Below are 22,137 nucleotides of genomic sequence, written 5' to 3'. Positions count from 1 at the left end.
TCAGCGCTTCAAGGCGGCGGCGATGTTCTTCTGCGCCTTTTCGACCGGCATGGCGGTGTTCCAGAAGGCGGTCAGCACATCGACCAGCGCGCCGTTCTGGTCGGGCGTGAGATACACCTCGCCGTTGCCGACATGGCGCGTGCGCTCTTTCATCACCGTCATGGCGGCCTGGGTGCAGGCGTCGAGGGTGGAGGCATCGACGTCGGTGCGCACCGGCAGCGAGCCCTTGGCCCGGTTGAAGGCGGCCAGGGTGGCCGGCGCTGTCATCACGCCGGCCAGCAGCTGTTGCGCCTTGAGCGTGTCGGCGTTGGCGCTCTTGGGGAAGATGAAGGCGTCGCCCTGGATCAGGAACGGCGCCTTGGGGCCGAAGCCGGTAATGCAGCCGTATTCCTTGCCGGCGGTGAGCCTGGCGGCGTTGAACTCGCCCTTGACCCAGTCGCCCATGATCTGCACGCCGGCCTTGTTGTTGACCAGCAGGGCGGTGGCGTCGTTCCAGTTGCGCCCGGGCGAGCCGGGGTCGACGTAGGACTTGAGGCGCTTGAACGCGACCAGCACCTGGCGGAACGGTTCGGAGGCGATGGCGCGCTGGTCGCGGTCGCGGAACACGCTCAGGTACAGGTCCTTGCCGCCCACGTTGGCCAGCACCGCCATGAAGACGATGTTCTCCTGCCACGACTGGCCGCCGTGCGCCAGCGGTATCAGGCCGGCGGCCTTGAGCTTGTCGAGCGCGGCGAACAGTTCGTCCATCGTGGCTGGCTCTTTGGCGATGCCCGCTTTTGCGAACGCCGCCCTGGAATACCAGATCCAGGTCGGCATGTGGACGTTCAGCGGCACTGCGTAGTAGTGGCCCTTGACCTTGATGACGTCGCGGATCGGCGCCGGCAGGGTGGTATCCCAGCGCTCTTTGGCGGCGATCTCGTCGACGTTATTGAGCATGCCCTGTTCGACGATGTCGAGGAACTGCATGGAGGCGTTGAACTGGGCGGCGGCGGGCGGATTGCCGCCCACGATGCGGTTGACCGCCACCGCGCGCGCCTGTTCGTTGCCGGCGACGGCGGTATCGACCCACACCCCGCCGGCGGCGCGGTAGGCGTCGGCGATGGTCTTGACGGCGGCCGATTCGCCGCCCGAGGTCCACCAGTGAATCACCTCGGCCCGGGGCGCGCCGGCCCGGGGCGCGCCAGCCGTGGGTCCCGCCGCGTGCGCCGTGGCGCAGGCGCCCAGCGCAAGCGCTGCCGCCAGCGCCAGCTTGTGTGCTGTGTGCATCCTGTCTCCTTGTGTGCGGATCTGTGTCCGCTGGCCGGGATAACGCTAGATTGGAAACGTTACCATCCCGGGCACACGAATATAACACCCATCGATTTTCAGTGTCAACGAAATAACATCGTGCCGGAAAACCGGCACGTAGGGATGAAAGACCATCCGCTGCGCCGGCATTTTGTTAACGTTTCGCAACAGCCGGGCGGCGCTTGGCGCCTCGCATGGCGCCAAGGCGAGGCGTTCAGCGGAAGGTCGGACCGGCTGAATGGATGATGTCGCGCCAGGATGATGGCGCCGAGGGCGGCGCGCCAGGCACCATGAGGGGCACGGTGACCATGTCCGAATCGGCTTCGGCATCGGCAGCGCGCAAGGGCAGCGGCAGCGCGGGAGCGGCCGATTGCACGACCGGCGCAGGGACGACGGCGGCTGCGGGAGCAGGCACGGCGACAGGCGCGGGCGCGCTTGCAGGGACCGGCGCCCGAGCGGGTGCGGGTGCGGGTGCGGGTGCGGGTGCGGGTGCGGGTGCGGGTGCCGCTGCGCGCGCCACTGGCGCGGCAGGCGCGCGTGCCGGCTGCGCCAATGCGGCCGGCGGTGTGGCGGGCAGCATGGTGTAGGCCTCGTCACTGACCCCGGAGCGCACCATGCCGCGCCGGTACGGGGTCGTGAGGACGCGCCCGGTCACATCGAGCGGCACGCCGCCCGAGGCCAGGTAAATTGCGGCTTGGTGTACCGATACGGTGTCTTTGAGAAGGATTGCCTTCTCAACCGTCGCGGCCATTGCATGATTCTTGCGTCGCTCTTCCATTGCTGCTCCCTTTCGGCAACAATATACAGCCCGATGGAATTCAGCGCAATCCTTGCCGCCGAGTTCCCGGGGCTTCCCGCCCGGGCCTACCCGCCCGCCACCATCTTACCCGGGTACGCCGCCGCGCGACTTCGCGATCCACTGGCGCACGCTGTCGCGCTGCCACTGCGCCGCGCACCAGGCGGTGAGCCGTTCCGGCACCGGATCGCCGTTCAAGATCAGGCGGTTGAGCGCCAGCGCCAGCTCGGTGTCGGCGATGCACCACTGCCCGAACAGATGCTCGCCCGTGAGCAACTGGTCGGCAATCGCGATCAGGCGCGCGGCCGCGGCCTGCCCGGCCTGCGTGAGCGGCGTGCTCACCGGCGCATAAAACACCACTTCCGTCGAACGCTCGGCGCGCAGGGCCATCAGGTCGCTGCGCAGCCAGGCCATGACCTGGCGCGCCATGGCGCGCTGTTGCACGCCGTCCGGCAGCACGGCCGCGTAGGCCGGCGGCGGAAAAGCTTCTTCAAGGTATTCGACAATGGCGCTCGACTCGGCCAGCGCCAGGTCGCCTTGCACCAGCAGCGGCACGCGCCCGATGGGACTGAGATCGCGAAACGCAGCCTGCTTCTGCTCGCCCTGGTCCAGGTTGACCGTGTGCAGCGTGAACGGCAGCTTTTTCTCGGTCAGGGCCTGGAACGCCGACAGCGCCCATGGGCTGGTGAAACGGCTGTCGACGTACAGGGTCAGTTCTTGCATGGTGGGCTCCGGGCAGTGGTGGTTGAAAGTCAGCCTTTCATCTTATAGCAAAACTTGCAACATTGCTGCCACCCCCTCAGAAGTGGTAGGCCACGCGTACCATCGGCGTCTTGGCGCGGTAGCCCCGTCCCCTGGTGGTGGCCGCGGTGTTGCCGAATTTGTTGTTCCAGTATTGGTATTCGAGCCCGACGCGGAAGGTGCGCTTTTTATAGCCCATGGCCGCGCCGGCGTCGAACATGAGTTGCATGTCGATATTGGTTTCGGCGCCGGTGTCAGCCCCGGTTTCGCTCTTGCCTTTGGAGGCGATGAAGTTGGCGTAGCCTTCGAAGGCCCACAACTGGGCGACCGGAATACCCCAGCTGGCCGTCAGCATCGGATGCAGGTCGTAGACGTAGCGCCCGCGCACGTTGGAAACCGGCGGGAAGGCGCCGCTCGGCGCATTGCTCTCGCGTAGCAGCAACAGGCTGGTCGACAGAAAACCGGGCACCTGCCACATCACGGTCGGGCCGGCCACCAGCATCTGCTTGCGCGAGTTGTAGCCGACGTCGTTCTTGGTGTTCCAGTCGAAACCGACGGTCGCGCCCAGCCCGCTCACCGGGCCGAATTTGATGGGGGCGCCGCGCAGCTTGCCGATGTCGAGCGTGTGGCGGTACACCACGTAGGCTTCCTGGGCGCCGTCGGTCTGGTTGAGCGAGGCCGGGTCCTTGCTGTCGGAAACGAGCATGTCGAGATTGAAGAAATTGCCGCCGTACTGGTAGCCGCTGGCGTGGGTCAGCGCAAAGACGTGCTTGCCGACGTTCTCGCTGTTGAACGGCTCGCGGAAACGCTCGCCGGTGCGCCAGCTGATCGCGGTGTCGCTCCAGTCGGCCGCCTGGGCGGCGCTGCCGGCCAGGCTGGTGGCGGCGAGGAGGCAGGCCGCGGGCAGGCGGCGCAGGTGGATGGCGGTCATGGTGGTTCCCTGGTTAAAAGTCATGCAAAGGGGGGCGCTCAAAATTCTTCCCAGTCGTCGCCGGCGGGCGCGGACTTGGCTGGCGCCTTGGCGGGCGGCCTGGCGGGCGCTTTAGCGGCGGGCCTGGCGAGCGGTTTGGCGGCCGGGCGTGGCGCGTTGCGGGCCGCCGGCGCCGGCCGTGCGAGGGCGCCGCGCGCGGGCGGCGCCACGTTCTCGTCGAGCTTGAACACGCTGACCACGCTGGCCAGGTTGGCCGCCTGGTCCTGCAGCGACTTGGCGGCTGCGGCCGCTTCTTCCACCAGCGCGGCGTTCTGCTGGGTGGCGTCGTCCATGGCGCTGATCGAATGGTTGATCTGGCCGATGCCCTGGCTCTGCTCGAAACTGGCGGCGGCGATCTCGCTCATCAGGTCGGCCACCTGTTGCACCGAGGTGACGATCTGGTGCATGGTGACCCCGGCTTCGTCCACCAGCTTGCTGCCGGCGTCGACCTTGGCCACCGAGTCGTCGATCAGGGTCTTGATTTCCTTGGCGGCGGCGGCCGAGCGTTGGGCCAGGTTGCGGACTTCCGACGCCACCACGGCAAAGCCGCGCCCCTGCTCGCCGGCGCGCGCCGCTTCCACGGCGGCGTTCAGCGCCAGGATATTGGTCTGGAAAGCGATGCCGTCGATGACGCCGATAATGTCGACGATCTTGCGCGAACTGTCGGTAATCGATCCCATCGTGCTGACCACCTGCCCCACCACTTGGCCGCCCTTGACCGCGTGCGAGGAGGCCGACACGACCAACTGGTTGGCCTGGCTGGCGTTCTCGGCATTCTGCTTCACGGTCGAGGTCATCTGCTCCATGGCGGCGGCCGTTTCTTCCAGGCTCGACGCTTGCGCTTCGGTGCGGCCCGACAAGTCCATATTGCCGGCTGCAATTTCGCTCGAGGCCGCGGCGATGGTTTCGGTGCTGCCGCGCACCTGGCTGATGGTCAGGTTCAGCGACGACACGAAGCGATTGAAGGCATCGGCCAGTTCGCCCACCTCGTCGCCGCTCTCGACCGGCATCCGGCGGCTCAGGTCGCCATTGCCGCCGGCGATATCGCTCAGCATGGCGCTAGCGCGCGCCACCGGGCCGGCGATCGCGCGGCTGATCAAATAGATGCCGAACAGGCCGATGCCGCCGCCGATCAGGGCCGCCACCAGGGCCGAGATGGTGGCGTCGCGCGCGACGTTGCCCAGCACTTCGGTTTCCGGCACTTCGGCCACCACATACATGTTCAGTTCCGGCACATAGGACGAGGCCAGGATGCGCGCGCCGTTGGCGCCGGTGCCGGCGGCGTGGGTGAATTTGGCGCCGCCCAGCAAGGCCTTGCTCAGTTCTTCGCTGTAGCCCGGCAAGTCCTTGAGCAGGTGCTTGCCGTCGGCCAGGGCGGCGTCGCGGTGCACCAGCACGGCGCCGTTGGCGCTGACCAGCGACACGAAGCCGGTCTGGCCGACCTTGTAGGCGCGGATGGTGTCGGCCAGCGCCGCCACCGACAGGCCGACCCCGGCCACGCCCAGCTTGCCCGGCCCGGCGTCGGCGCGCACGTTGATGAACAACATGATGTCGGAGGCGCCTTCCTTGTTCAGCACCAGGGTGTAGGGCTTGCCCTCGGCCAGGAAACCATGGAACCATTGGTCGTTGCCGCCTTCCTTGTCGATGGTGCGGGTCAGGCCCTGCTCGCTCATGTACTTGCCGGTCGCTTTCGAGACCCAGAACACGGTGACGGCCTTGTTCTTGGCCTTGACGCTCTCGGCGTAGGCCTTCCAGGCCTCGATGCCGGCGTCGGGCAAGCCCTCGCCTTCCCAGGCGTGGATGTAGGTGTTGTTGGCCAGCGCCAGCGATGCGCCCAGCGGCACCGAAATCTGGCGCAGCACGTCATTGCGGATCTCGCCCACCACCGACGGCAACTCCTGCTCGACGACCCGCTCGCGGATGGCGCGGCTGGTCATGGTGATGCTCAGGGTGGAGGAAATGACAACGAACAACAGCAGGCAGGCGGCCATGCTGAGCATGAGTTTCTTTTGGATCGAGAGATGGCGCAACAGGGTCAAGGCGGTGTCCTTTCGGTGACAGGGAGTCACAACACAAGGACCATATTCCTTTCTGGCTTGCGCCAGGTCAAGACCAAATGCACTGGTGCGTGCTAACGCCCTCAGGAAGTGTTGCGTGCCGGTCGCAAGCTGGACAAACACGCAATGGTTTAACCTCCGCCGAGATAGATAAACTTAAACAAGAACAAGGCTGCGATCACCCATACCGCCGCCTTGACCTCGCGCGCGCGCCCGGTCAGCAGCTTGAGCACGGCGTAGGAAATGAAGCCGAAGGCCACGCCGGTGGCGATCGAATACGTGAACGGCATGGCCAGGGCGGTGATCGCGGCCGGTATGCTTTCGGTGGTGTCGTTCCAGTCGATCTCGCCCAGTTCGCGCAGCATCAGGCAAGCCACGTACAGCAGCGCCGGCGCGGTAGCGTACGCCGGCACCACCGAGGCCAGCGGCGAGAGGAACAGGCAGCACAGGAACAGGATCGCCACCGCCACCGCGGTCAGTCCGGTGCGCCCGCCGGCCTGGACCCCGGCCGCGCTTTCAATGTAGGCCGTGGTGCTCGAGGTGCCGAGGGCGGCCCCGGCCACGATGGCGCAACTGTCGGCCATCAGGGCCTTGTTCATGCGCGCCATCTTGCCGTTGACCAGGAAGCCGGCGCGGCTGGCCACGCCCATCATGGTGCCGGTGGCGTCGAACAGCTCGACCAGGAAGAACACCAGCACCACGTTCAAGATCCCGACCGAGAGCGCGCCCATGATGTCGAGCTTGAACAGGGTGGGCGCGAGCGATGGCGGGGCCGACACCAGGCCCATGAACTTGTTACCCGCGAAGAAAAAACTGAGCACGGTGACCAGCAGGATGCCGATCAGGATCGCGCCTTTGACCTTCAGCTTGTCGAGCGCGACGATCACGAAAAAGCCGATGATCGCCAGCAAGGCCGGGGCGGAATGCAAGTCCCCCATGGTGACCATGGTGTCCTTGTTGGGCACCACGATGCCGGCATTGTGCAGCGCGATCAGGCCGAGGAACAGGCCGATCCCGACCGCAATGGCGACCCGGATCGAGGCGGGAATGCCGTTGATGATCATTTCGCGCAGGCGAAACAGACTCACCAGCAAAAACAGGCAGCCGGAAATGAACACCGCGCCCAGCGCCACCTCCCACGACAAGCCCATCTGCTTGACCACGATGAAAGCGAAATAGGCATTCAAGCCCATTCCCGGCGCCAGCGCGATCGGATAGTTGGCGTACAGGCCCATGATCAGGCTGCCGAGCGCGGCGGCCAGGCAGGTGGCCACGAACACGGCATCGGTGGGCATGCCGGCGCTGCCGAGGATCGACGGGTTGACGAAGATGATGTAGGCCATCGTCAGGAACGTGGTCAGCCCGGCCAGCAGCTCGGTGCGGACGTCGGTTCCGTGCTCCTTGAGTTTGAAATGGTTTTCAAGTAACGACAAGATGGTCTCTCCTGTTGGGGGTAAGCATGGGAAATATAACAGCCGGCATGCCGGCGGGGGGCATATCGTACCCGCTCGTCGCCATTTGCATGCAAAGTGCATGGCGAGCGCCGCCATACGCCATGGGCTGACGCAAATACAACAGTTCAATTGTTGCATCAGCGCAAATTTGCCTTAAACTAAAGCGCCCTTGCCAAGAACGCTATCAATTTGCTCAACATCGGGCCCGCGACCATGATGCTCGGCGGTATCCGGAGTCCCATCAGCAGTTTGCCTCTTACAGAACAGAAGGAAAAGGATTACGCATGAAACTTAGCCATATCGGATTCGCAGCGGCCACGCTGTGCCTCGGCAGCGCCACGTTTGCGGCCGACACCATCAAGATCGGCGCGCTGTTGCCGCTGACGGGCGGATCGGCCCCGCTGGGCCTGGCGGTACGCGACGGCCAGCGCCTCGCGGTGGCGCACATCAATGCCCGTGGCGGCGTCATGGGGCGCAACCTGGAACTGGTCGAGCTGAACGATGAAAGCAAGCCTGAAAACGCGAGCAAGAACATGGAAGCGTTGCTGGCCAAGGGCGTGGTGGCGTGTTCCTGTGGCGTGAACACCGGCGTGGTGCTGGCGTACCAGCCGGTGATGCAAAAGGCCAAGCTGCCCAATATCGTACCGGCGTCGGCCGGCACCAAGCTGACCAAGGCGTTCCAGAACGCGCCGGAAGGCAATTACACCTTCCGCGTGCAAGCGTCGGACACCTTGCAGGCGCAGATGATGGTCGACTACGCGGTCAAGAAGGGCCACAAGAAAATCGCGCTGCTGCACGACACCACGCCGTACGGCACGGGCGGGCATGACGACATGGTCAAGCAGTTGATCACGCATGACATCAAGGCCGTCTCGGTGGGCAGCTTCAAGGTGGGCGACGCCGATATGTCGGCCCAGCTGGCCAAGGCCAAGGAAGCCGGTGCGACGGTGATGCTGGTGTACGGCATCGGCACCGAGCAGGGTCATATCGCCGCCACCAGCGCCAAGCTGGGCTTGAACCTGGCGCTGATCGGCTCGTGGGCCAACGCCACCGATTCCTTCATCAACGTGGCGGCCACCCATGCCGAAGGAGCGATCTCGCCGCAGACGTTTGTGGAAGGCGCCACCTCGGCGGCCGGGCGCGAATTCGAGACGGCCTACCGCAGCGAATACAAGCGTGCGCGCATGACCAATCCGACCGCCGTGGCCGGTGGGCACGACTCGATCCTGCTGCTGGCCGCCGCCATCCGCCAGGCCAACAGCACCGACGGCGCCAAGATCAAGGCCGCGCTGGAAAAGCTGAACAGCACGGTGCCGGGTGCGATTGCCACCTACAACAAACCGTTCTCGGAAGATGATCACGAAGGCATCAACCTGAGCAGCGCAGTGATGGCGATCTGGAAAAAAGGCGCGATCGTGCGCGCGCCGCTGTAAGCTTGCCCGACGCTCAGGTGGCGGCCCGGCCCGGCTGTGCCAGCGCCCGGGCGCTGCCGTTGAACAGGTCCAGGTCCACCGCGCCGGCAATGCCCGCCACCTTGCCGGCGCCCATGTTCGGGCAAGCGCGTCTATCCGGGCGTCTTGGCGTCACCAAACACTAGCGCCAGGTTGGGCCCATTCAGGCCGCGCTCGAACCATTGTTCGAGCTCGTCCTTCGTGGCCTCGGCGATACGCTGCGCCGCCGGCGTCGGCAAGTCGCCGAAGCGCTTGCGCAACAGGGCGCCGAGCATGTTGCGCAGGGTGATGAGCTGGCCTTCTATCTGGCCTTCTTCCTTGCCTTCTTTCTGGCCTTCTTTCTTGCTTTCTTCCCTAATTTTCTCCATGGTTTTCTCAATCAGCGCGAGTGCTCTTTGATTGACGAGCTCCTCCATCTCTCTGTCCCAAGGTTTTAGCTGTTTCATGTCATCCTCCTCTGCACTATCGAGGTCAAACAATTGCGTATTGTCAGTTTTACGCGCGAGCAGCGCTTTCCACCAGGCCCAGACCGACGTCCGCAGGCTGGTCTGGGGCGTGTTCCTGAACCAGGTCTTCAGCGCCGTTACATGCGTCGTTAAGACATCGGGGAACAGTGAAAGTTCAATCCGGAACAGCAGCGCCAGCAAATCGTCATTCGCGTCCAGCGCCGCCCGGTCCAGGCGGCGCTGGTCGATCAGCGCATAGCGCTGCGATGGTTGCAAGGCCGCCAGCTCGGCGGGCGGCGTCATGAGCAAGTCGGCCAGATCCGGGGTCGCGCTCCACGGCGGCTCGCCGTTGTAGAAGACCAGCGGCAGCACCGGCGGCAACAGCAAGCCTGGCGACAATTGGTGGCGTTTGACCAGGTCCTGGCACAGCAAGCCGACGTAAGTCTGCATGCGCAGCGCCATGCAGCGGTCCACGCCGGACTGGAATTCGAGCAGGATGACCACGTCCGGGAATTGCTCGCCGAGCCGAACGCGCCAGACGACATCGCCCTGGCGCGCCGACGGTCGCTCGCTCACGTAGTCCGCATTGACGCGTTCGAAGGCCGACAGGGCGACTCCGTCAAGCAACTTGAAGGCAGTAAAGCCCGTGATCAGTTCGCGCACCATTTCCGGGTGGGCAAACAAGGCGCGGTATCCAAGGTCGTGATTGGCGGTCATGGCGCATCTTAGCCAGCGCCCCTGGCCCGCCTTTGCGCTGGCTCAAACGTGCGCAGCGGCGTGCCAGCGGCAGTTGCCACGCCTTTGCATGCTCAGTCGCGTAGCGCCGCTCCGGGGTTGGCGATCTCGCGGCGCAACTGTTCCAGGCGCCGGATCTTGTCTTCCACCCTGGCGATTTGCGCCGCCGGAATCCCGCTGGCGCGGGCGCGCTCGACGTCAGCCTGCAAGCGCGGCACTTCGCGCTGCGCGGCGCTGGCGAAGGCGGCCATGACGCGCGCCTCCTGGCGCGCTTCGTAGTCCCGGTACGCGTGGCGGTCGGCCAATTCGGCGCTGCTCGGCCCCGCCTCGGCGGCCGCTGGTGGCGCCAGCGGCGGCGTACGCGCGTCGCCATGCAGGCGTGCATCGGCCATGCTGTCGGCTGCCGTGAGCGGCGCGGCGCGCGGCATCTCGCCGAACCATCCCGGCCCCGCCGCCTGGACGGTGCGGGCAGGCGCGGCTGCGACGGGCGGCACGGCGGGCGTCCCGGCCGGTGGCGCAGCCGCCGACGGCTCCGGGGCAGGCGGGCGCGCCAGCAGTGAGGCGGCAGCGGCCACCACCAGCGCCACGAGCAGGGCGCCGCCCTTCATGCCGGCCCCTCCCCTGCCATGCCGGCCCTGGTGATCTCGACGCGCGCCTTGCGCAGCAGCCCGGCACGCAGCGCCGTCAGCTGTGCCGCAGCCATCTCGCGCGCCAGCGCGCGGCTGGCCACATAGCGCACCGCTTCGGAATCGGCCGCCTGATAACCTTGCACCCGCTCTTCGACGAGCACGATTTCCCATGGCGCATGGCGGCCGGGGCCGGCAGGGCTGCGCACCGGCGCCGAGACCTGGCCCGGCGCCTGGGTAAACAGCAATTGCGCCAGCCAGCCGGGTTTGCTTCCAGCCTGGCTTTCATGGCGCACCCAGCCGAGCGATCCGCCGCCGCCGGCGTCCGGCGCGATCGAGTGGCGCCGCGCCAAGGCCGCAAAATCGGCGCCGCCGGCCAGCGCGGCCGCCACCCTGCGCGCCGCCGCTTCATCGGGCAGGCGGATATGGCGCGCGCGCACCCGTTCGATGCGCACGAAATCCTCGCGCCGCCGCGCGTAGTAGGCGCGCACCTGCCCGGCGCCGACCTGGCCGGCCAGCGTGTCGAGCAGGCGGCTGCCGGCGTGCTGGTCGTCGCCCAGGCCGTGCAGGCGCATCATGGCCTGCACATCGCCCTGGTCGGCCAGCACCCGGCGCAGGTCGGCCACGGACGCGGCGCCGAAGCGGCGCACGCTCCAGTCCAGCACGTACCACGAGGCGACCTGCAGCCGGGCCTGCCGCTGCATGAAGTCACGCTCGCGCGCGAACAGCGCCACCCTGCCCTGGACGTTCTGGCGACGGGCCACGTCGGCCAGGCTGATGCTGCCTTCGCCACCGCCCGGCTTGCCAAAGCGCAGCAGCACCAGCTTGCTTGCCTGCGCCAGCTGCGCCTCGCCCAGGCTGAGGTCGAGCCTCAGCGCGCCGGGTTTGCCGAACACCGCGTCGAGCTCGGCGTCGCTCAAGGGCGGCGTTGGCCGCAGCAAACTGTCGAGGCCGACGCCGGGCAATTGCCGCAAATCGCTTTCCATTTCCTTGCCATACAGGCTGCGCAAGGTACTCACCAGCTGGTCGTCGATGCTCACCTCGCGTGCGAAGCCGACCCGCTGCCCGGCCCACAGCGCCGCTTCCCCGAAGCGCTTGCGCGCCTCCCCGGCCAGCAGGCGGTTGGCGATGAGGAGCTCGAGCGTGGCGCTGCGCTGCGCGTCCGGATCGGCGGCGCGCGCCATGCACCAGCTGCTCTCGACGCTGAACGCGAGCAACGGCGCGCCGTCGATGCGCGCCGCCACCGCCGCTGCCGACGCCGGCTGGCCGCAAGCCCCCATGGCAGGCCAGGCGCACGTCACGCAGGCGGCGCCGGCCAGCGCGCGCAGCAGGCGCAGCGGCTTCAAATCGCCAGGCGCTCGGCGGCGCGGTTGAGTACGTGCACCACCATGGCGATCGCATGCGGCACCATGGCGCGCGCCACCGTGCGGCGGTCGGCGTGATCGGTCGACGAGAGCACCATGCCGCCGTTGGCGTACGAATAGCTGCCGCCCTGGGTCAGCAGCGCGCGGATATCGGTGGCGTTTGGGGCGAGCGGGGTAAAGCTGGCCAGCGCCCCGCGCACCAGGGCGGCATCGTTCAACTGTTCGCGCTCGTAGTAGTCGCCCACCCACTGTTCCCAGCCCGAGTGGCCATTGCCCGAGGTGCCCCAGGTATGGTGCGGCTGGACCAGGTCGGTCGTGTGCAGCACGAAGCCGAGCGACTGCGCACTCGGGCGCGCGAGGAACTGCTGCCACCAGTACTGCCCCAGGTTGTCGATCGGCTGGAACGGCATGGTCTCGAAATCGGCGTACTGCTTGCTGCTGGAGGTGCCGCCCATGCGGTAGTTGGCCTCGGTCACGCCGAAGCTGTTGTACTTGCTGCTGTCGCCGAACCAGCCTTTCAGGCCGCCGGCGCCATCGTCCAGGTAGTCGCCCACCAGCCAGCCGGCGGCCAGCTTGTCGATATCGCCGCGGTTGCTCAGCTTGGCGTAGTTGTAGCCGCCGAAGGCGTTGCCGTGCACATCGCGCCCGCCCGTGTGGTTCTGGAAGTGCCAGTAGGAGGTGTAGTTGGCCAGCGAGGAACCCAGGCCCCACACCGGCGCCATCTGGCAGCTGCCGGTGGTGGCGCCGCACAGATAGGTGTCGGCAAAATCATCGACGTCGTAAGCGCCCTGGCCCACGGCTTGGGCGAACTGGTCCATCGTGTAGCCGGCCTTGGCCACGCCGGCCGCCAGCTTGGCGTAGTTGGTGGTCGATGGATTGTTCTTCATGAAGGTGATCGCATCAAGCACGATGCGGCGGTGCGTTTCTTGTTGCCATGCCTTGGCGGGTGCGCTGGCAAACAGGGCCAGCGCGAGGCTGGCGGCGAGCAGTGTCGGTTTCATCATGACTCCAGGGTGATGCCAGCGGTGCGGTAACCGCGTGGCTGATTCGCGAAGGAAGAAATGTGAAAATGTAACGATGAAATGTGACGATGCCATGACTGTGGCGCGCCCGGTAACGACGCGCTTTTTCAGTTGACAGGCCGCGCAAAGGCAGCTCGTTGGCGATCGGCGCGACGGTTTCGCCGCCGCCGTTCAGGCAGCCCGCGCCCTGCGCTTGACGCGCACCACGATGCCCAGCCCGACCACCAGCATCAGCCAGGCGCCGGGTTCCGGCACAGGGCTCAACAGGAATGCCTGGTAGCTGCCATCGGCCGTCAGGCCGCGCCCGACGATCTGGCCGTGGTCATTGATGCCGTAGGCCTTCTCGAGATAAGTAAAGCCGAACCGCTTCCCGACGATCTGCGCGTTCAGGTCGAATTCCATCCCATCCTGCCACAGCATGGCGTGCTGGGCGCCTTCGCCGAAGCCGGCCCATCCGACCACGGCGCCCTGGGCATTCATGCCGTTGCCTTCGGAGTGCTCGCCCAGGTAGCTCAGGGCGCCGTTCTGCCACAGGCCGGCGCGCACGTCTTGTCCAAAATAGGTATTGACCAGGATTTGCCCGGCATTGTTGATGTCTTTCGCCGCGCTGCCGGTCCCGCCGCCATGCAGGTCGACGATTTGGCCATTGGTCCACAGCGCCGCATGAGACTGGTGATCGGCGGTCCCGCCCGATCCCACGACCTGGCCGAGGTCGTTAATCGCATGCGCCGTGGTCCCCGGCCGTAGCGGCGAACCGGGCGAGTCGTTGTAGGCCGGACTGAAGGGAAGCAGCTTTGTCAGCGTCGCGCCATCCCATGACCAGGAGTCTTGCGCGTAGCCGCCGAATCCATTGGCAACCGTCACCCCATGCGCGTTGATGTCGACCGCCCTGGAATACTCGGCCGACAACGACACCGGCTGCCGGCCGGCAGCGGTCCATGTGGCGGCGCGGACGATACCGTGAGGGTAATAGTCATAGCCCGCGACGTCGCCGGCCTGGTTGAGCGCCAGGCCATAGCTGCCATAACTCTGCGGGTCGTGGCTCAATTGGCGCGCCGTGCCCTGCTCCCACACCACGGCCTGGATCAGGTTAAGCTGGGCCAGCCCAAGAACGGTGCCGGCGTTATTGATCGAGAACGCCTCGGTCGCGCTGGCCGAATCGACCAGCAGGGGCGAGAGCTTGTACTGCAGCGCCTGGGCCGGGCCGGCGGCGGCAAAAAGAAGACTTGCGACAAAAAGAACTGATGATTTTTGCATGGTAAGGTTCCGGTGAGCGTGGCGGAGAGGGATGCCATATTGCCTTTAGCGCAAATGGGCTACAGGCAGGACGTGGACAGCACTGACAATCTTAGACCAATATCAACGTTGATAAATCTATCTTTTCCCATTCAGTAAATCGGCCTTGGGATCGGCAGGCGTGCGACGATCGAACGCCCCGCGATTTTCCTTACGCTTCGCCACCTTCCAGGATGGGCGCACCGGTCCGGTTCACGTAGGTGCGATATGGTCTTCGCACAGGAGAAAACGGTTTTTACCCGGATCTTCCAGCATGAAATTCTTCCCGCCCGGCCATTCGAATACCTCCAGCACGCCGTTTTTGTCCGGCACCAGCCCGCCGCCGCTGGCAAACTGCACTCCCCGCAAGCGCTTCAATTCGGCGTCGCAGCTCGGCACGGTCAACGCAAACACCGGCGTCGCGCACGGCGCCGGATGCCAGGGCGTGATTTGCAGGCAGATAGCCGGGTTGGCGGTTGCACGCAGCAGCCAGGAATCCATCCCGTAATCGGCGTCGACCCGGAACATCCCCAGTTCCTGCACATAAAACCTGATCGTCTCGGCCGGCGCTTCGGCCCTCAAGAACACATCGATCCGCATACAGCCTTTCTCCTTTCAACAGCGGCACACCCGGCCGCGCATCCGCGCACCCGTTTCGCCATTTTTGAACTTTTTCAAGGTCGGGCCGGCGCGCCCGTCCGGGCCAATATCGACCGGTCGGCCAGCCAGCGCATGTTCCACTGTACGGTTTTTCGAAGTCAAGGTCCGGGAGAATCCGCCAGACAACAGTGTCGATTGACTTTCGCGGGCGGCGGGTACACCATCGGGAAGCTTGCCGACACCTGTTCCCCCACCTGTTTGAAGGAGTAAGTTGATGACAATGTTGATCAAAAGTGTACTCGGCGTGGCCGCTTCGCTGGCCTTCGCCGCCAATGTGCTGGCGGCGGATGCGGGAACGGCGGAGGAAGCGAGCGCGCTGGTGAAGCAGGGCGTGGCTTTCTTCAAGGCCAACGGCAAGGACAAGCTGCTTGCCGAAGTGGCCAATCCCAAGGGGCAGTTCGTCAGCAAGGACTTGTACCTGAGCGTGTGGGACACCAAGGCCAAGGTGCTGGCGCACGGCGCCAATCCCAAGATGGCCGGCAAGAACATCATCGAATTGAAAGATGGCGACGACAAGTACTTCATGAAGGAAATCATGGCCAAGGCCGCCAATCCGGGCAGCGGCTGGGTCGACTACAAATGGGTCAATCCGGTGAGCAAGGATATCCAGGCCAAGTCGGCGTATTTTGAAAAAGTCGAGGATGTCGTCATTTCGGCGGGGTACTACAAGAAATAGGCGACGCGCCCGGAGTCCAGCAGACATGAAGCAATGAGCGCAGGGAATGGCTTTTTGTCCGATAAACTCGCAACTCACGATGCGGCGCTGGTGAGGATCGTGGCCGCGCGAGCGCCGCAGCAATTGCGCGCGCGCCTGCTCACGCTCTACAGCGCGCGGCGGGCGCTGGCCGGGTTGGCGCCGCAGGCGCAGATCGAGTTTGTCCACGCCGGCAGCAGCTGGGGCAATACGCCGATGGCGCTGGGCGAGCTTGCCATCGTGTTTCTCACCACCATAGCAGGCCATTTGTACGAGGCAGCTTGGCGCCGGCTTTTCACCGTCCTCGACAGGGGCGCTATACACCCTGCTGATCACGCCCGATCCCCGGCTCAGGTGTATTTTCCTGCGGTGCAGGTAGTGCCACCATTCGTTGGAGCCGTACAGGCCGGGCTTTCCGCACAAGCCCTGCGTCGGCCGGGTCTCGTCCAGGGTAAGCGCCTCCCTGGCTTTTACAACATCCGGATACCGCCTGTGACGAAACCAAACAAAAGATTGCCGTCTCCTGTCATTCAGCAAGTATCTTTCAACCCTGGCGGACTGGTTCGAGCGAGACGGCCATTTCAAGCATGCCAGGAGCCCATTCGGTTTCCTCTTCAGCGGAGGGAGGGCATTTTTTTTCCAGATAAAGATGGATAAAATCAACCCGGCATCCCACTTGAAACAGCGCGATGTCTGCGTTGTCGTTCACATGCACAGGCAAACCCATCAATGCATTTCTCGATGACAAAACGTCAATCAGCAGGACCGGCGATTCTACCCCATTATCCTTTCCGACATAGACTTTGCTGATCACACCCGATGCAAAAGTGCGACGTATTTTTCCACATTGCACGTAGTGCCACCATTCATTTGAACCGTATAGGCCACGATACCCACTCAGACCTTCGGTTGGCCTGGTTTCATCCAAGGTGAGCGCTTGAATTTTCCTTATCTCATCCGGATGAAGTCTGTGATGTTCCGACAGCCGGAACACCCGCTTCATCGGTATCTCAGCATCGAGATCTATAAAATTTGGCATGCTCTCCAATAACGACGACACCGGCGCCACAAAACCTGGTTCCTGTCTTTTGCGGTAAGCCCCCTCCGGTCGCTGCCTGGCAGGTTCCAATGATACAGCCATTTCCACCACCTCCTTCAGATAGACGATGGTGCCGTCTTCCGCCGGCTGGTGTTTCAGCTCGTAATAGCAGTAAAGCACATCGACACGGCTTCCAACCTGGAACAGGTTAGCATCGGCTTGATTGATGACATGAATGTCTTCATGGTCCACTTCTTCATACGGTGTCACGAAAGAGAAAGCATTAATTTCATCCTCCCCCCACCCGCTTATATATACACGAGTGATTAGCCCGGAGACTATCTCCTGTCTAATTACGCCATTTTGAATGTTGGTCCACCACTCAGGTGAACCATACAATCCCAATCTCCCGCTCAGCCCCATGCACGGCCTAGACGCATTCAGGGTCAACGCTTGTGTTTGCTGCACTCGTTCCGGATCCCTCTTGAGATCTTCTTTCAGTTGGTAGACCAATTTCATTGGCACGTCAGCTTCATCAAGGCGTAAAAACATTGTCGCTACTCGCATAAGTTATGTTGCAATTCTTTAATAAATTAGGCTGGTTTTATCTGGCGCAATACGCTCAAATTGAACAATATTTTCTTCGAAAATTTTTATCGCTCTCCCGCCTTTTGCACCGAGGGCAGTGGTCACCTGATCTCCTTCAACTTTAATTCGCGCATAACTCTCCCCCCACCTTACTCCGGGACGTAATACCGGAAGATCAGGGAACGCAAGTCTGGTCACATCGTCATCGGCAGCGACAGCAATAGCGAGGAGTTTATCTGAGGTACCCGGTTTCATCGCAAATCTGACCAAAACTTCACCCTCTTCTTGGGCATATCGACTTGCATACCAAATTGCCGGAGAGGTGGACGTTTCCCCCGTCCCGGTTATTATTCCGCGTGCAACAAGAGCATTGTAGTGTTTTGCTTTCATACCACGGTACACAATTTCGTTACCGAATTTATCCCACTCCAGAACGCGGTTCGCTGCCCCCTGCACGCTTCTCGCGACAACACCTGTGCCTTTCGGACACGGCCCACACGTCGCCAACCCGAGCGGATCAATCCATCCTGTCGGATTGGGCGCATATGCCATCGCATTATGGCCACCCGCGAGCCCGATCGGATCCTGGCTGACGAAACGCCCCACGTCCGGATCATAGTACCGGAAGCGGTTGTAATGCAGGCCCGTTTCGACGTCGTGATACTGACCCTGGAAACGGATCGGCTGCGCCTGTGCCAGCGCCTGCTGCGAGCGTTGTCCGGCCTGCACCTCGTCCTCCACCTCGGGGGCCTCGATCCTGAGCACATTGCCCCATGCCTTGTAAGTGGCGGCCCAAGTCACGCGCCCGCCGGCATCGCTCACTTCGCGCGGCGTGCCCAAATGATCGGTATGCAGGTAGTGCACCTGCGCCGCAGCGCCTCCATTCTCCGGCGCGCTGTCGATCTGCGCCAGCGGCACGAAGGAATCCGGCTCGTAGATATACGTGCGGCAGTGCGTGCCACGGGTCTCGCTGAGCAGGCGGTTGCCATCCCAAGCAAAGCGCGTGGTGCCGAAGGCATCGCGCTTGGCGATGCGCCGACCGAACGGATCGTACGCATACTTCACCGTCTGCGCGCTGTCGCCCTCCTGCCCGGCGTTACGGGTAACCGTCGACTTGACCAGCTGATGCGCGCCGTTCCAGGTGAACTGCATGTGTGTGTGGCGACCGACACGCTTTTCGATCAGGTTGCCGTGCGCATCGTAGTCGAAGCGCTTGTCTTCGAACACGCGCAGGCGGTTGCCCTCGACCCGGCCGCTGCCTTCGGCTCCCGCATTGAGCAGGTTATGCGCCGGGTCGAACGCGAAACGCTCGCCCAGTTGCGGCTGGGTGGCGCTCAGGATGCGGCCGATGACGTCGTACTCGAACGTGCTTCGGCCGTTACGGCTGTCGTCGAGCACCACCAGGTTGCCGCCGGCGTCATACTCGTAACGTCGCGCCAAGGCCGGCGTGCTGCCGTTCGCGGCGACCTGAGACAACAGTCGCCCGACCGGGTCATAGCGGAAGTGACTGGTCAAGGCGCCCTGGCTGCGGCTGACCGGGCGGTGCGCGCTGTCGCGCTCGATATCGCTCACCACCTCGCCATCGAGGTTGATCTGGTGCAAGTGACCGGAACCGTAGAACAGATGATTGAGCACGCGCCCGTCGGGCAGCACCGTTTGCACGCGGTTGCCCAGTTCGTCGTAGGCGTGCCGCATCGCGCTGGTGTGGCCGGCGCTGGTGGTCTGTTCAGCCACTAACTGCCCCACGGCATCGTACTTGAGCACGATGGCGGCATCGGCGTTGGCCGCGTGCGTCATGCGTCCGGCCAGGTCGTAGCCATAACGCTCGCGCATCTGCTCTGCCTGCGCCGGGCCGGTAACGCGGGACGTGATTTTTTCGATCAGGCGGCCTGCTGTGTCGCGCAGGAAGCTGGTCTCGATGTGGGTCAGTTCACTTCGCGCGCCGCTGCCATGCTCCTCCTTGGCGGCGATCTGGCCGCTGGCGTCGTAGCGGTAGCGGGTCAGGCAGCCATCGAAGCCGATTTCTTCGGTCAGGCGATCCATCGCGTCGTAGGCGAAGCTGTGCGTCTCGCCGTTTTCGTTGACCAGCGCCGCCATGCGGCGCGCAGCGTCGTACTGGTACTGCAACACGCCGCCGCGCGCATCGATCCGTTGCAGTGGGCGGCCATCGCTGTCGAGCACATAGCTGGTGCGGTTGCCTCCGGCGATGTGTGCACAAATGCGCCCGAATTCATCGTATTCGTAATGCTCCTCGGTGCCATCGGCCTGGCGGGTGGCCAGCAGGCGTCCACCATCGTCGTAGTCATACGCGCTGACATTGTCGTTGGCGTCGGTCACCTGCCGCAGCTTGCCGCTGTCGTCGTAGTCGAAGCGGGTCAGCTTGCCGGCGCAATCGGTCTGGCTGATCGGCTGCCCGGCCGCGTTGTAGCTCAGTTTTTTCACGCCGCCGGCGGCGTCGGTGATGCGCACCGGCAAACCGTCGTTGTTGTACTGGTACGAAGTACGCTGGCCCAAGCCGTCGGTGATGCTGGTCAGGTTGCCATGATCGTCGTAACGCAACGCGGTCGTCACGCCCAGCGCATCGGTGATCAAGGCCGGCTTGTCGAAGCGGGTGTCGTAGACGATGCCGCTGGCGCTGCCGCCACCCTCGATCCGCACCACGCGGCTGCGTTCGTCGTAGCGGTAACGGGTCACGCGGCCGGCAGGGTCTGTCAGCGCCAGCAGGTTGCCGAAACGGTCCAACGTGCGCAAGGTGACGCCGCCAGCGGCATCAACCAGGCCGATGAGACGCCGCTCGTGGTCGAACCGATAGTGCTGGCGCCGTCCCAGGTTGTCGGTGACTATCGTCTCATGCTGGCGGTAGTCGAACCGCCAGGCATGGCCGCCGTTGGTCCAGTTGTGCAGCACCTTGCCGCTCGGAGCGTCCTGGTCGTATTCATAGCATGACACCAGCCCGTCCGGTTCGCCATGCTGCACCAGCATGTGCTGGCGGTACAGGAACTGGCGCTTGAGCTGGCCGGCGCCGTTGCGCACCTGCGCCAGGTCGCCGGCCTCGTCGTAATCGTAATAGACCAGCACGTCGCTCTGGGTGGCCAGCATGCCGCTGTCGCCATCCCCGCTCTCGCGCACCAGCGCCACCGAGCGCAGGCGCGGTTGGCCCTGGTGCTCGCCAAATACCAGCGTGAACACGCGGCCGGCGCTGTCGTTGATGCGTTCCGGAAGCTGCGCGCGGTTGTGCAGGATGCTGATCGTATTGCCGTTGGCATCGACCAGGCCGACCAGGTTGGCGATGTCCCTGCCGTTGGCGGGAAGCGCGAACTGGCGGCGCAGCAAATTCTCATCGACCAGCTCGAACGTGCGCGGACCGGTACGGCTTAAGGTGACCGATTCGTAGGGCGAGTAGATCGATTCGCCTATCTCCGGCAGTGAAAACGTCACGGCGCGCTCATAGGCGTCGAGGACCATGACTTCATCCGCGCTGACCAGCAACGCTTCCGAAATCGGTGTCGACCAGCCTTGCCCCAGCCAGCCGACGCGCGCTGCGTCGGAACTGTAGGTGCGCTGCCACGGCAGCGGTAGCGGCGCGGGCAGCGAGAAATCCAGGTCGCTCTCACCCAGCAAGATCTTGCTGCCGAAAATCGGATGCACCGGCGGGCCAACCAGGATGTTCGGGCACACCGGACAGACCTTCTCGCCCTTGCCATTTTTCGGTGGCGCCTCGGCCGGTTTGGCCGGTTTGGCCGCGACCGGCTCGGGCGCAGCTCCGGGTTTGACGCCAGCCCCCGCCTTCGCACCGGCTTGGTCCGCCGCCGCCGGAAGTTTGCTGCGCAGGGCAGGCATGGCCATCAGCTTGGCCTCGTTGGCAGCGACCCACGTCGCGAACTTTGGTCCGAGCTTGCTGGCGCTGATTTCCGCCAGCAGCATCGACCGGCTGAGCTGACCTTTCGTAAAATAGACCACGATCGCGCTAAGCAGTGCCACGACCAGCAACAACTTGCCTTGCGCGAAGGAGATACTGGCGCGTTCGATCATGCCCGGGTACTCGCCGCGCGCATTGTCGGGCAACTGGCCGGCGGCCCAGGCAGTGGCGAATCCTTCGGCCAGATGGCTGCACATCTCGGGAATGGCCGTGCCGATACATTTGACCAGGCTGCCGAGACCCATCCACATCATGATTTCGGCGCCAACCTTGCTGCCGAACAGGGCGCCACCGATGGCACCGGGCACCGCGCCGGCACCAGCAAAAAACGCCCCGCCGATCCCGCCGACAGCACCGAAAAAGATGGCGCCGCCGCCCACGTACATGACGATCTCTTTCACGACCGACCACAGCACGTCCCAGACCATCGAGAAATCCAGACCGGCCAACTTGGTGGCGAGTAAGACAGAAAATCGCTGCTCGGCCTTGCCAACGGCGTGGGTTACCGCCCGGGCCGAGCGACCGGTCTTGGTCGTCATGGCCAGTTTCTCAAGTGCATTTGCCGAAGCGCCGACCCGCTGCGACCATCGCGCCAATCGTTTTTCCATGTCAATGCGTGCCTGCGGATTGGCATTTTCGTATTGGCGGCGGAAGGTTCCGAGGATGCGTTCTACGCTGGAAAAACTGTCTTTGTGATCGTGGTTAGGCATGCTGAAGAGTGTGTGGTATTGGCTGAACAGCTAAGGTACATACGCAGGCAAGCCGCACATGCAAATTGAATATTGGCAATTATTTAGTGGTATATCAGCAATCTTTTGTTATTTGCACGACGAAAGGACCACCGACGCCACCGGCGCTACCACGCCGCCACCGCCCTTTCCCATGCTCACTGCATCATTTTCGCAACAGCAACGTCAATACTCTGAATGCAAATGAGATTGATTAACGTTTACGCTCCTGTGAGATTTGGCTATAATCCTGCGAATCTATCTGAGGAGTTCATCTTGACGCAC

At 64.0% G+C, this 22,137-nt stretch carries 17 protein-coding genes and 1 pseudogene; 2 read left to right on the top strand and 16 right to left on the bottom strand.

Annotated features, from left to right (window positions below; all coding sequences use genetic code 11):
- From F0185_RS09555 to F0185_RS09530, 6 genes are all read right to left on the bottom strand, one after another.
- Window positions 1-1,266 (bottom strand): ABC transporter substrate-binding protein, encoded by a 1,266-nt coding sequence (locus tag F0185_RS09555; protein ID WP_167223777.1) that lies wholly within the window; start codon window positions 1,264-1,266, stop codon window positions 1-3.
- Between the two features lie 235 nt (window positions 1,267-1,501).
- Window positions 1,502-2,038, bottom strand: a complete 537-nt coding sequence (locus tag F0185_RS09550) for a hypothetical protein (RefSeq protein ID WP_167223472.1) — start codon at window positions 2,036-2,038, stop codon at window positions 1,502-1,504.
- Window positions 2,039-2,170: 132 nt separating this feature from the next.
- The gene (gene yfcF / locus F0185_RS09545) at window positions 2,171-2,806 is read right to left on the bottom strand and encodes a glutathione transferase (RefSeq protein ID WP_167223775.1); all 636 of its coding nucleotides are present in this window, start codon (window positions 2,804-2,806) and stop codon (window positions 2,171-2,173) included.
- Window positions 2,807-2,882: 76 nt separating this feature from the next.
- Complete coding sequence (locus F0185_RS09540; RefSeq protein ID WP_187362479.1) at window positions 2,883-3,755, bottom strand: outer envelope protein; 873 nt, start codon at window positions 3,753-3,755, stop codon at window positions 2,883-2,885.
- Between the two features lie 38 nt (window positions 3,756-3,793).
- Window positions 3,794-5,833, bottom strand: coding sequence for a methyl-accepting chemotaxis protein (locus F0185_RS09535; RefSeq protein WP_167223773.1), 2,040 nt, complete (start codon window positions 5,831-5,833; stop codon window positions 3,794-3,796).
- Window positions 5,834-5,982: 149 nt separating this feature from the next.
- On the bottom strand, window positions 5,983-7,284 hold the full coding sequence (locus tag F0185_RS09530; protein WP_229476860.1) for an NCS2 family permease: 1,302 nt from the start codon (window positions 7,282-7,284) through the stop codon (window positions 5,983-5,985).
- Window positions 7,285-7,589: 305 nt separating this feature from the next.
- Here F0185_RS09530 and F0185_RS09525 point away from each other — a divergent pair, with 305 nt between their 5' ends.
- Complete coding sequence (locus F0185_RS09525) at window positions 7,590-8,738, top strand: ABC transporter substrate-binding protein (protein ID WP_167223769.1); 1,149 nt, start codon at window positions 7,590-7,592, stop codon at window positions 8,736-8,738.
- Window positions 8,739-8,869: 131 nt separating this feature from the next.
- On the opposite strand, the gene F0185_RS09520 is transcribed toward F0185_RS09525, so the two are convergent.
- The 7 genes from F0185_RS09520 to F0185_RS09490 all read right to left on the bottom strand — a co-directional run bounded on the left by F0185_RS09520 (window position 8,870) and on the right by F0185_RS09490 (window position 15,115).
- Window positions 8,870-9,919, bottom strand: a complete 1,050-nt coding sequence (locus tag F0185_RS09520; protein WP_167223767.1) for an Rpn family recombination-promoting nuclease/putative transposase — start codon at window positions 9,917-9,919, stop codon at window positions 8,870-8,872.
- A 92-nt stretch (window positions 9,920-10,011) separates the two neighbouring features.
- A complete protein-coding gene (locus F0185_RS09515) occupies window positions 10,012-10,545 on the bottom strand; it encodes a hypothetical protein (protein ID WP_167223765.1) in 534 nt (177 codons plus the stop codon).
- On the bottom strand, window positions 10,542-11,909 hold the full coding sequence (locus F0185_RS09510; RefSeq protein ID WP_229476858.1) for a peptidylprolyl isomerase: 1,368 nt from the start codon (window positions 11,907-11,909) through the stop codon (window positions 10,542-10,544). Before F0185_RS09510 ends, F0185_RS09515 begins: the two co-directional genes overlap by 4 nt.
- Window positions 11,906-12,928 carry a phospholipase C/P1 nuclease family protein gene (locus F0185_RS09505; RefSeq protein ID WP_167223763.1) on the bottom strand — a complete coding sequence of 341 codons (1,023 nt, stop codon included), beginning with the start codon at window positions 12,926-12,928 and terminating at the stop codon, window positions 11,906-11,908. The genes F0185_RS09510 and F0185_RS09505 overlap by 4 nt, the downstream gene beginning before the upstream one ends.
- A 192-nt stretch (window positions 12,929-13,120) precedes the next feature.
- Window positions 13,121-14,206, bottom strand: a complete 1,086-nt coding sequence (locus F0185_RS09500; protein WP_167223761.1) for a PEP-CTERM sorting domain-containing protein — start codon at window positions 14,204-14,206, stop codon at window positions 13,121-13,123.
- A 231-nt stretch (window positions 14,207-14,437) separates the two neighbouring features.
- Window positions 14,438-14,824: a VOC family protein gene (locus tag F0185_RS09495; protein ID WP_167223759.1), complete on the bottom strand. Its 387-nt coding sequence runs from the start codon at window positions 14,822-14,824 to the stop codon at window positions 14,438-14,440.
- Window positions 14,825-14,839: 15 nt separating this feature from the next.
- On the bottom strand, window positions 14,840-15,115 hold the full coding sequence (locus F0185_RS09490) for a hypothetical protein (RefSeq protein ID WP_167223757.1): 276 nt from the start codon (window positions 15,113-15,115) through the stop codon (window positions 14,840-14,842).
- Between F0185_RS09490 and F0185_RS09485 the strand changes: the two genes are divergently transcribed.
- Entirely contained in the window at window positions 15,099-15,560 is a 462-nt protein-coding gene (locus F0185_RS09485) for a cache domain-containing protein (RefSeq protein WP_229476857.1), read from the top strand. The genes F0185_RS09490 and F0185_RS09485 overlap by 17 nt on opposite strands.
- A gap of 327 nt (window positions 15,561-15,887) precedes the next feature.
- On the opposite strand, the pseudogene F0185_RS35650 reads toward F0185_RS09485, so the two are convergent.
- From F0185_RS35650 to F0185_RS09475, 3 genes and pseudogenes are all read right to left on the bottom strand, one after another.
- Window positions 15,888-16,115 (bottom strand): annotated as a pseudogene (locus F0185_RS35650) (immunity protein RhsI2 family protein); the annotation flags it as partial.
- Window positions 16,116-16,122: 7 nt separating this feature from the next.
- A complete protein-coding gene (locus F0185_RS09480) occupies window positions 16,123-17,169 on the bottom strand; it encodes an immunity protein RhsI2 family protein (RefSeq protein ID WP_167223755.1) in 1,047 nt (348 codons plus the stop codon).
- Window positions 17,170-17,202: 33 nt separating this feature from the next.
- Entirely contained in the window at window positions 17,203-21,663 is a 4,461-nt protein-coding gene (locus F0185_RS09475; protein WP_167223753.1) for a DUF6861 domain-containing protein, read from the bottom strand.
- Window positions 21,664-22,137: the final 474 nt, after the last annotated feature.

The sequence above is a fragment of the Massilia rubra genome (genome assembly GCF_011682065.1).
GTDB classification, from domain to species: domain Bacteria; phylum Pseudomonadota; class Gammaproteobacteria; order Burkholderiales; family Burkholderiaceae_D; genus Telluria_A; species Telluria_A rubra.
The sequence above is the reverse complement of the archived record's forward strand: the minus strand, read 5'-3'. Positions and strand labels throughout refer to the sequence as shown.

What these genes read in the sequence shown, in the direction of transcription:
- F0185_RS09495 (WP_167223759.1), bottom strand. Translation starts at nt 14,824, where the DNA reads ATGCGGATCGATGTGTTCTTGAGGGCCGAAGCGCCGGCCGAGACGATC.
- yfcF (WP_167223775.1), bottom strand. Translation starts at nt 2,806, where the DNA reads ATGCAAGAACTGACCCTGTACGTCGACAGCCGTTTCACCAGCCCATGG.
- F0185_RS09480 (WP_167223755.1), bottom strand. Translation starts at nt 17,169, where the DNA reads ATGTTTTTACGCCTTGATGAAGCTGACGTGCCAATGAAATTGGTCTAC.
- F0185_RS09515 (WP_167223765.1), bottom strand. Translation starts at nt 10,545, where the DNA reads ATGAAGGGCGGCGCCCTGCTCGTGGCGCTGGTGGTGGCCGCTGCCGCC.
- F0185_RS09500 (WP_167223761.1), bottom strand. Translation starts at nt 14,206, where the DNA reads ATGCAAAAATCATCAGTTCTTTTTGTCGCAAGTCTTCTTTTTGCCGCC.
- F0185_RS09505 (WP_167223763.1), bottom strand. Translation starts at nt 12,928, where the DNA reads ATGAAACCGACACTGCTCGCCGCCAGCCTCGCGCTGGCCCTGTTTGCC.
- F0185_RS09550 (WP_167223472.1), bottom strand. Translation starts at nt 2,038, where the DNA reads ATGGCCGCGACGGTTGAGAAGGCAATCCTTCTCAAAGACACCGTATCG.
- F0185_RS09520 (WP_167223767.1), bottom strand. Translation starts at nt 9,919, where the DNA reads ATGACCGCCAATCACGACCTTGGATACCGCGCCTTGTTTGCCCACCCG.
- F0185_RS09475 (WP_167223753.1), bottom strand. Translation starts at nt 21,663, where the DNA reads ATGACGACCAAGACCGGTCGCTCGGCCCGGGCGGTAACCCACGCCGTT.
- F0185_RS09485 (WP_229476857.1), top strand. Translation starts at nt 15,099, where the DNA reads ATGACAATGTTGATCAAAAGTGTACTCGGCGTGGCCGCTTCGCTGGCC.
- F0185_RS09540 (WP_187362479.1), bottom strand. Translation starts at nt 3,755, where the DNA reads ATGACCGCCATCCACCTGCGCCGCCTGCCCGCGGCCTGCCTCCTCGCC.
- F0185_RS09525 (WP_167223769.1), top strand. Translation starts at nt 7,590, where the DNA reads ATGAAACTTAGCCATATCGGATTCGCAGCGGCCACGCTGTGCCTCGGC.
- F0185_RS09555 (WP_167223777.1), bottom strand. Translation starts at nt 1,266, where the DNA reads ATGCACACAGCACACAAGCTGGCGCTGGCGGCAGCGCTTGCGCTGGGC.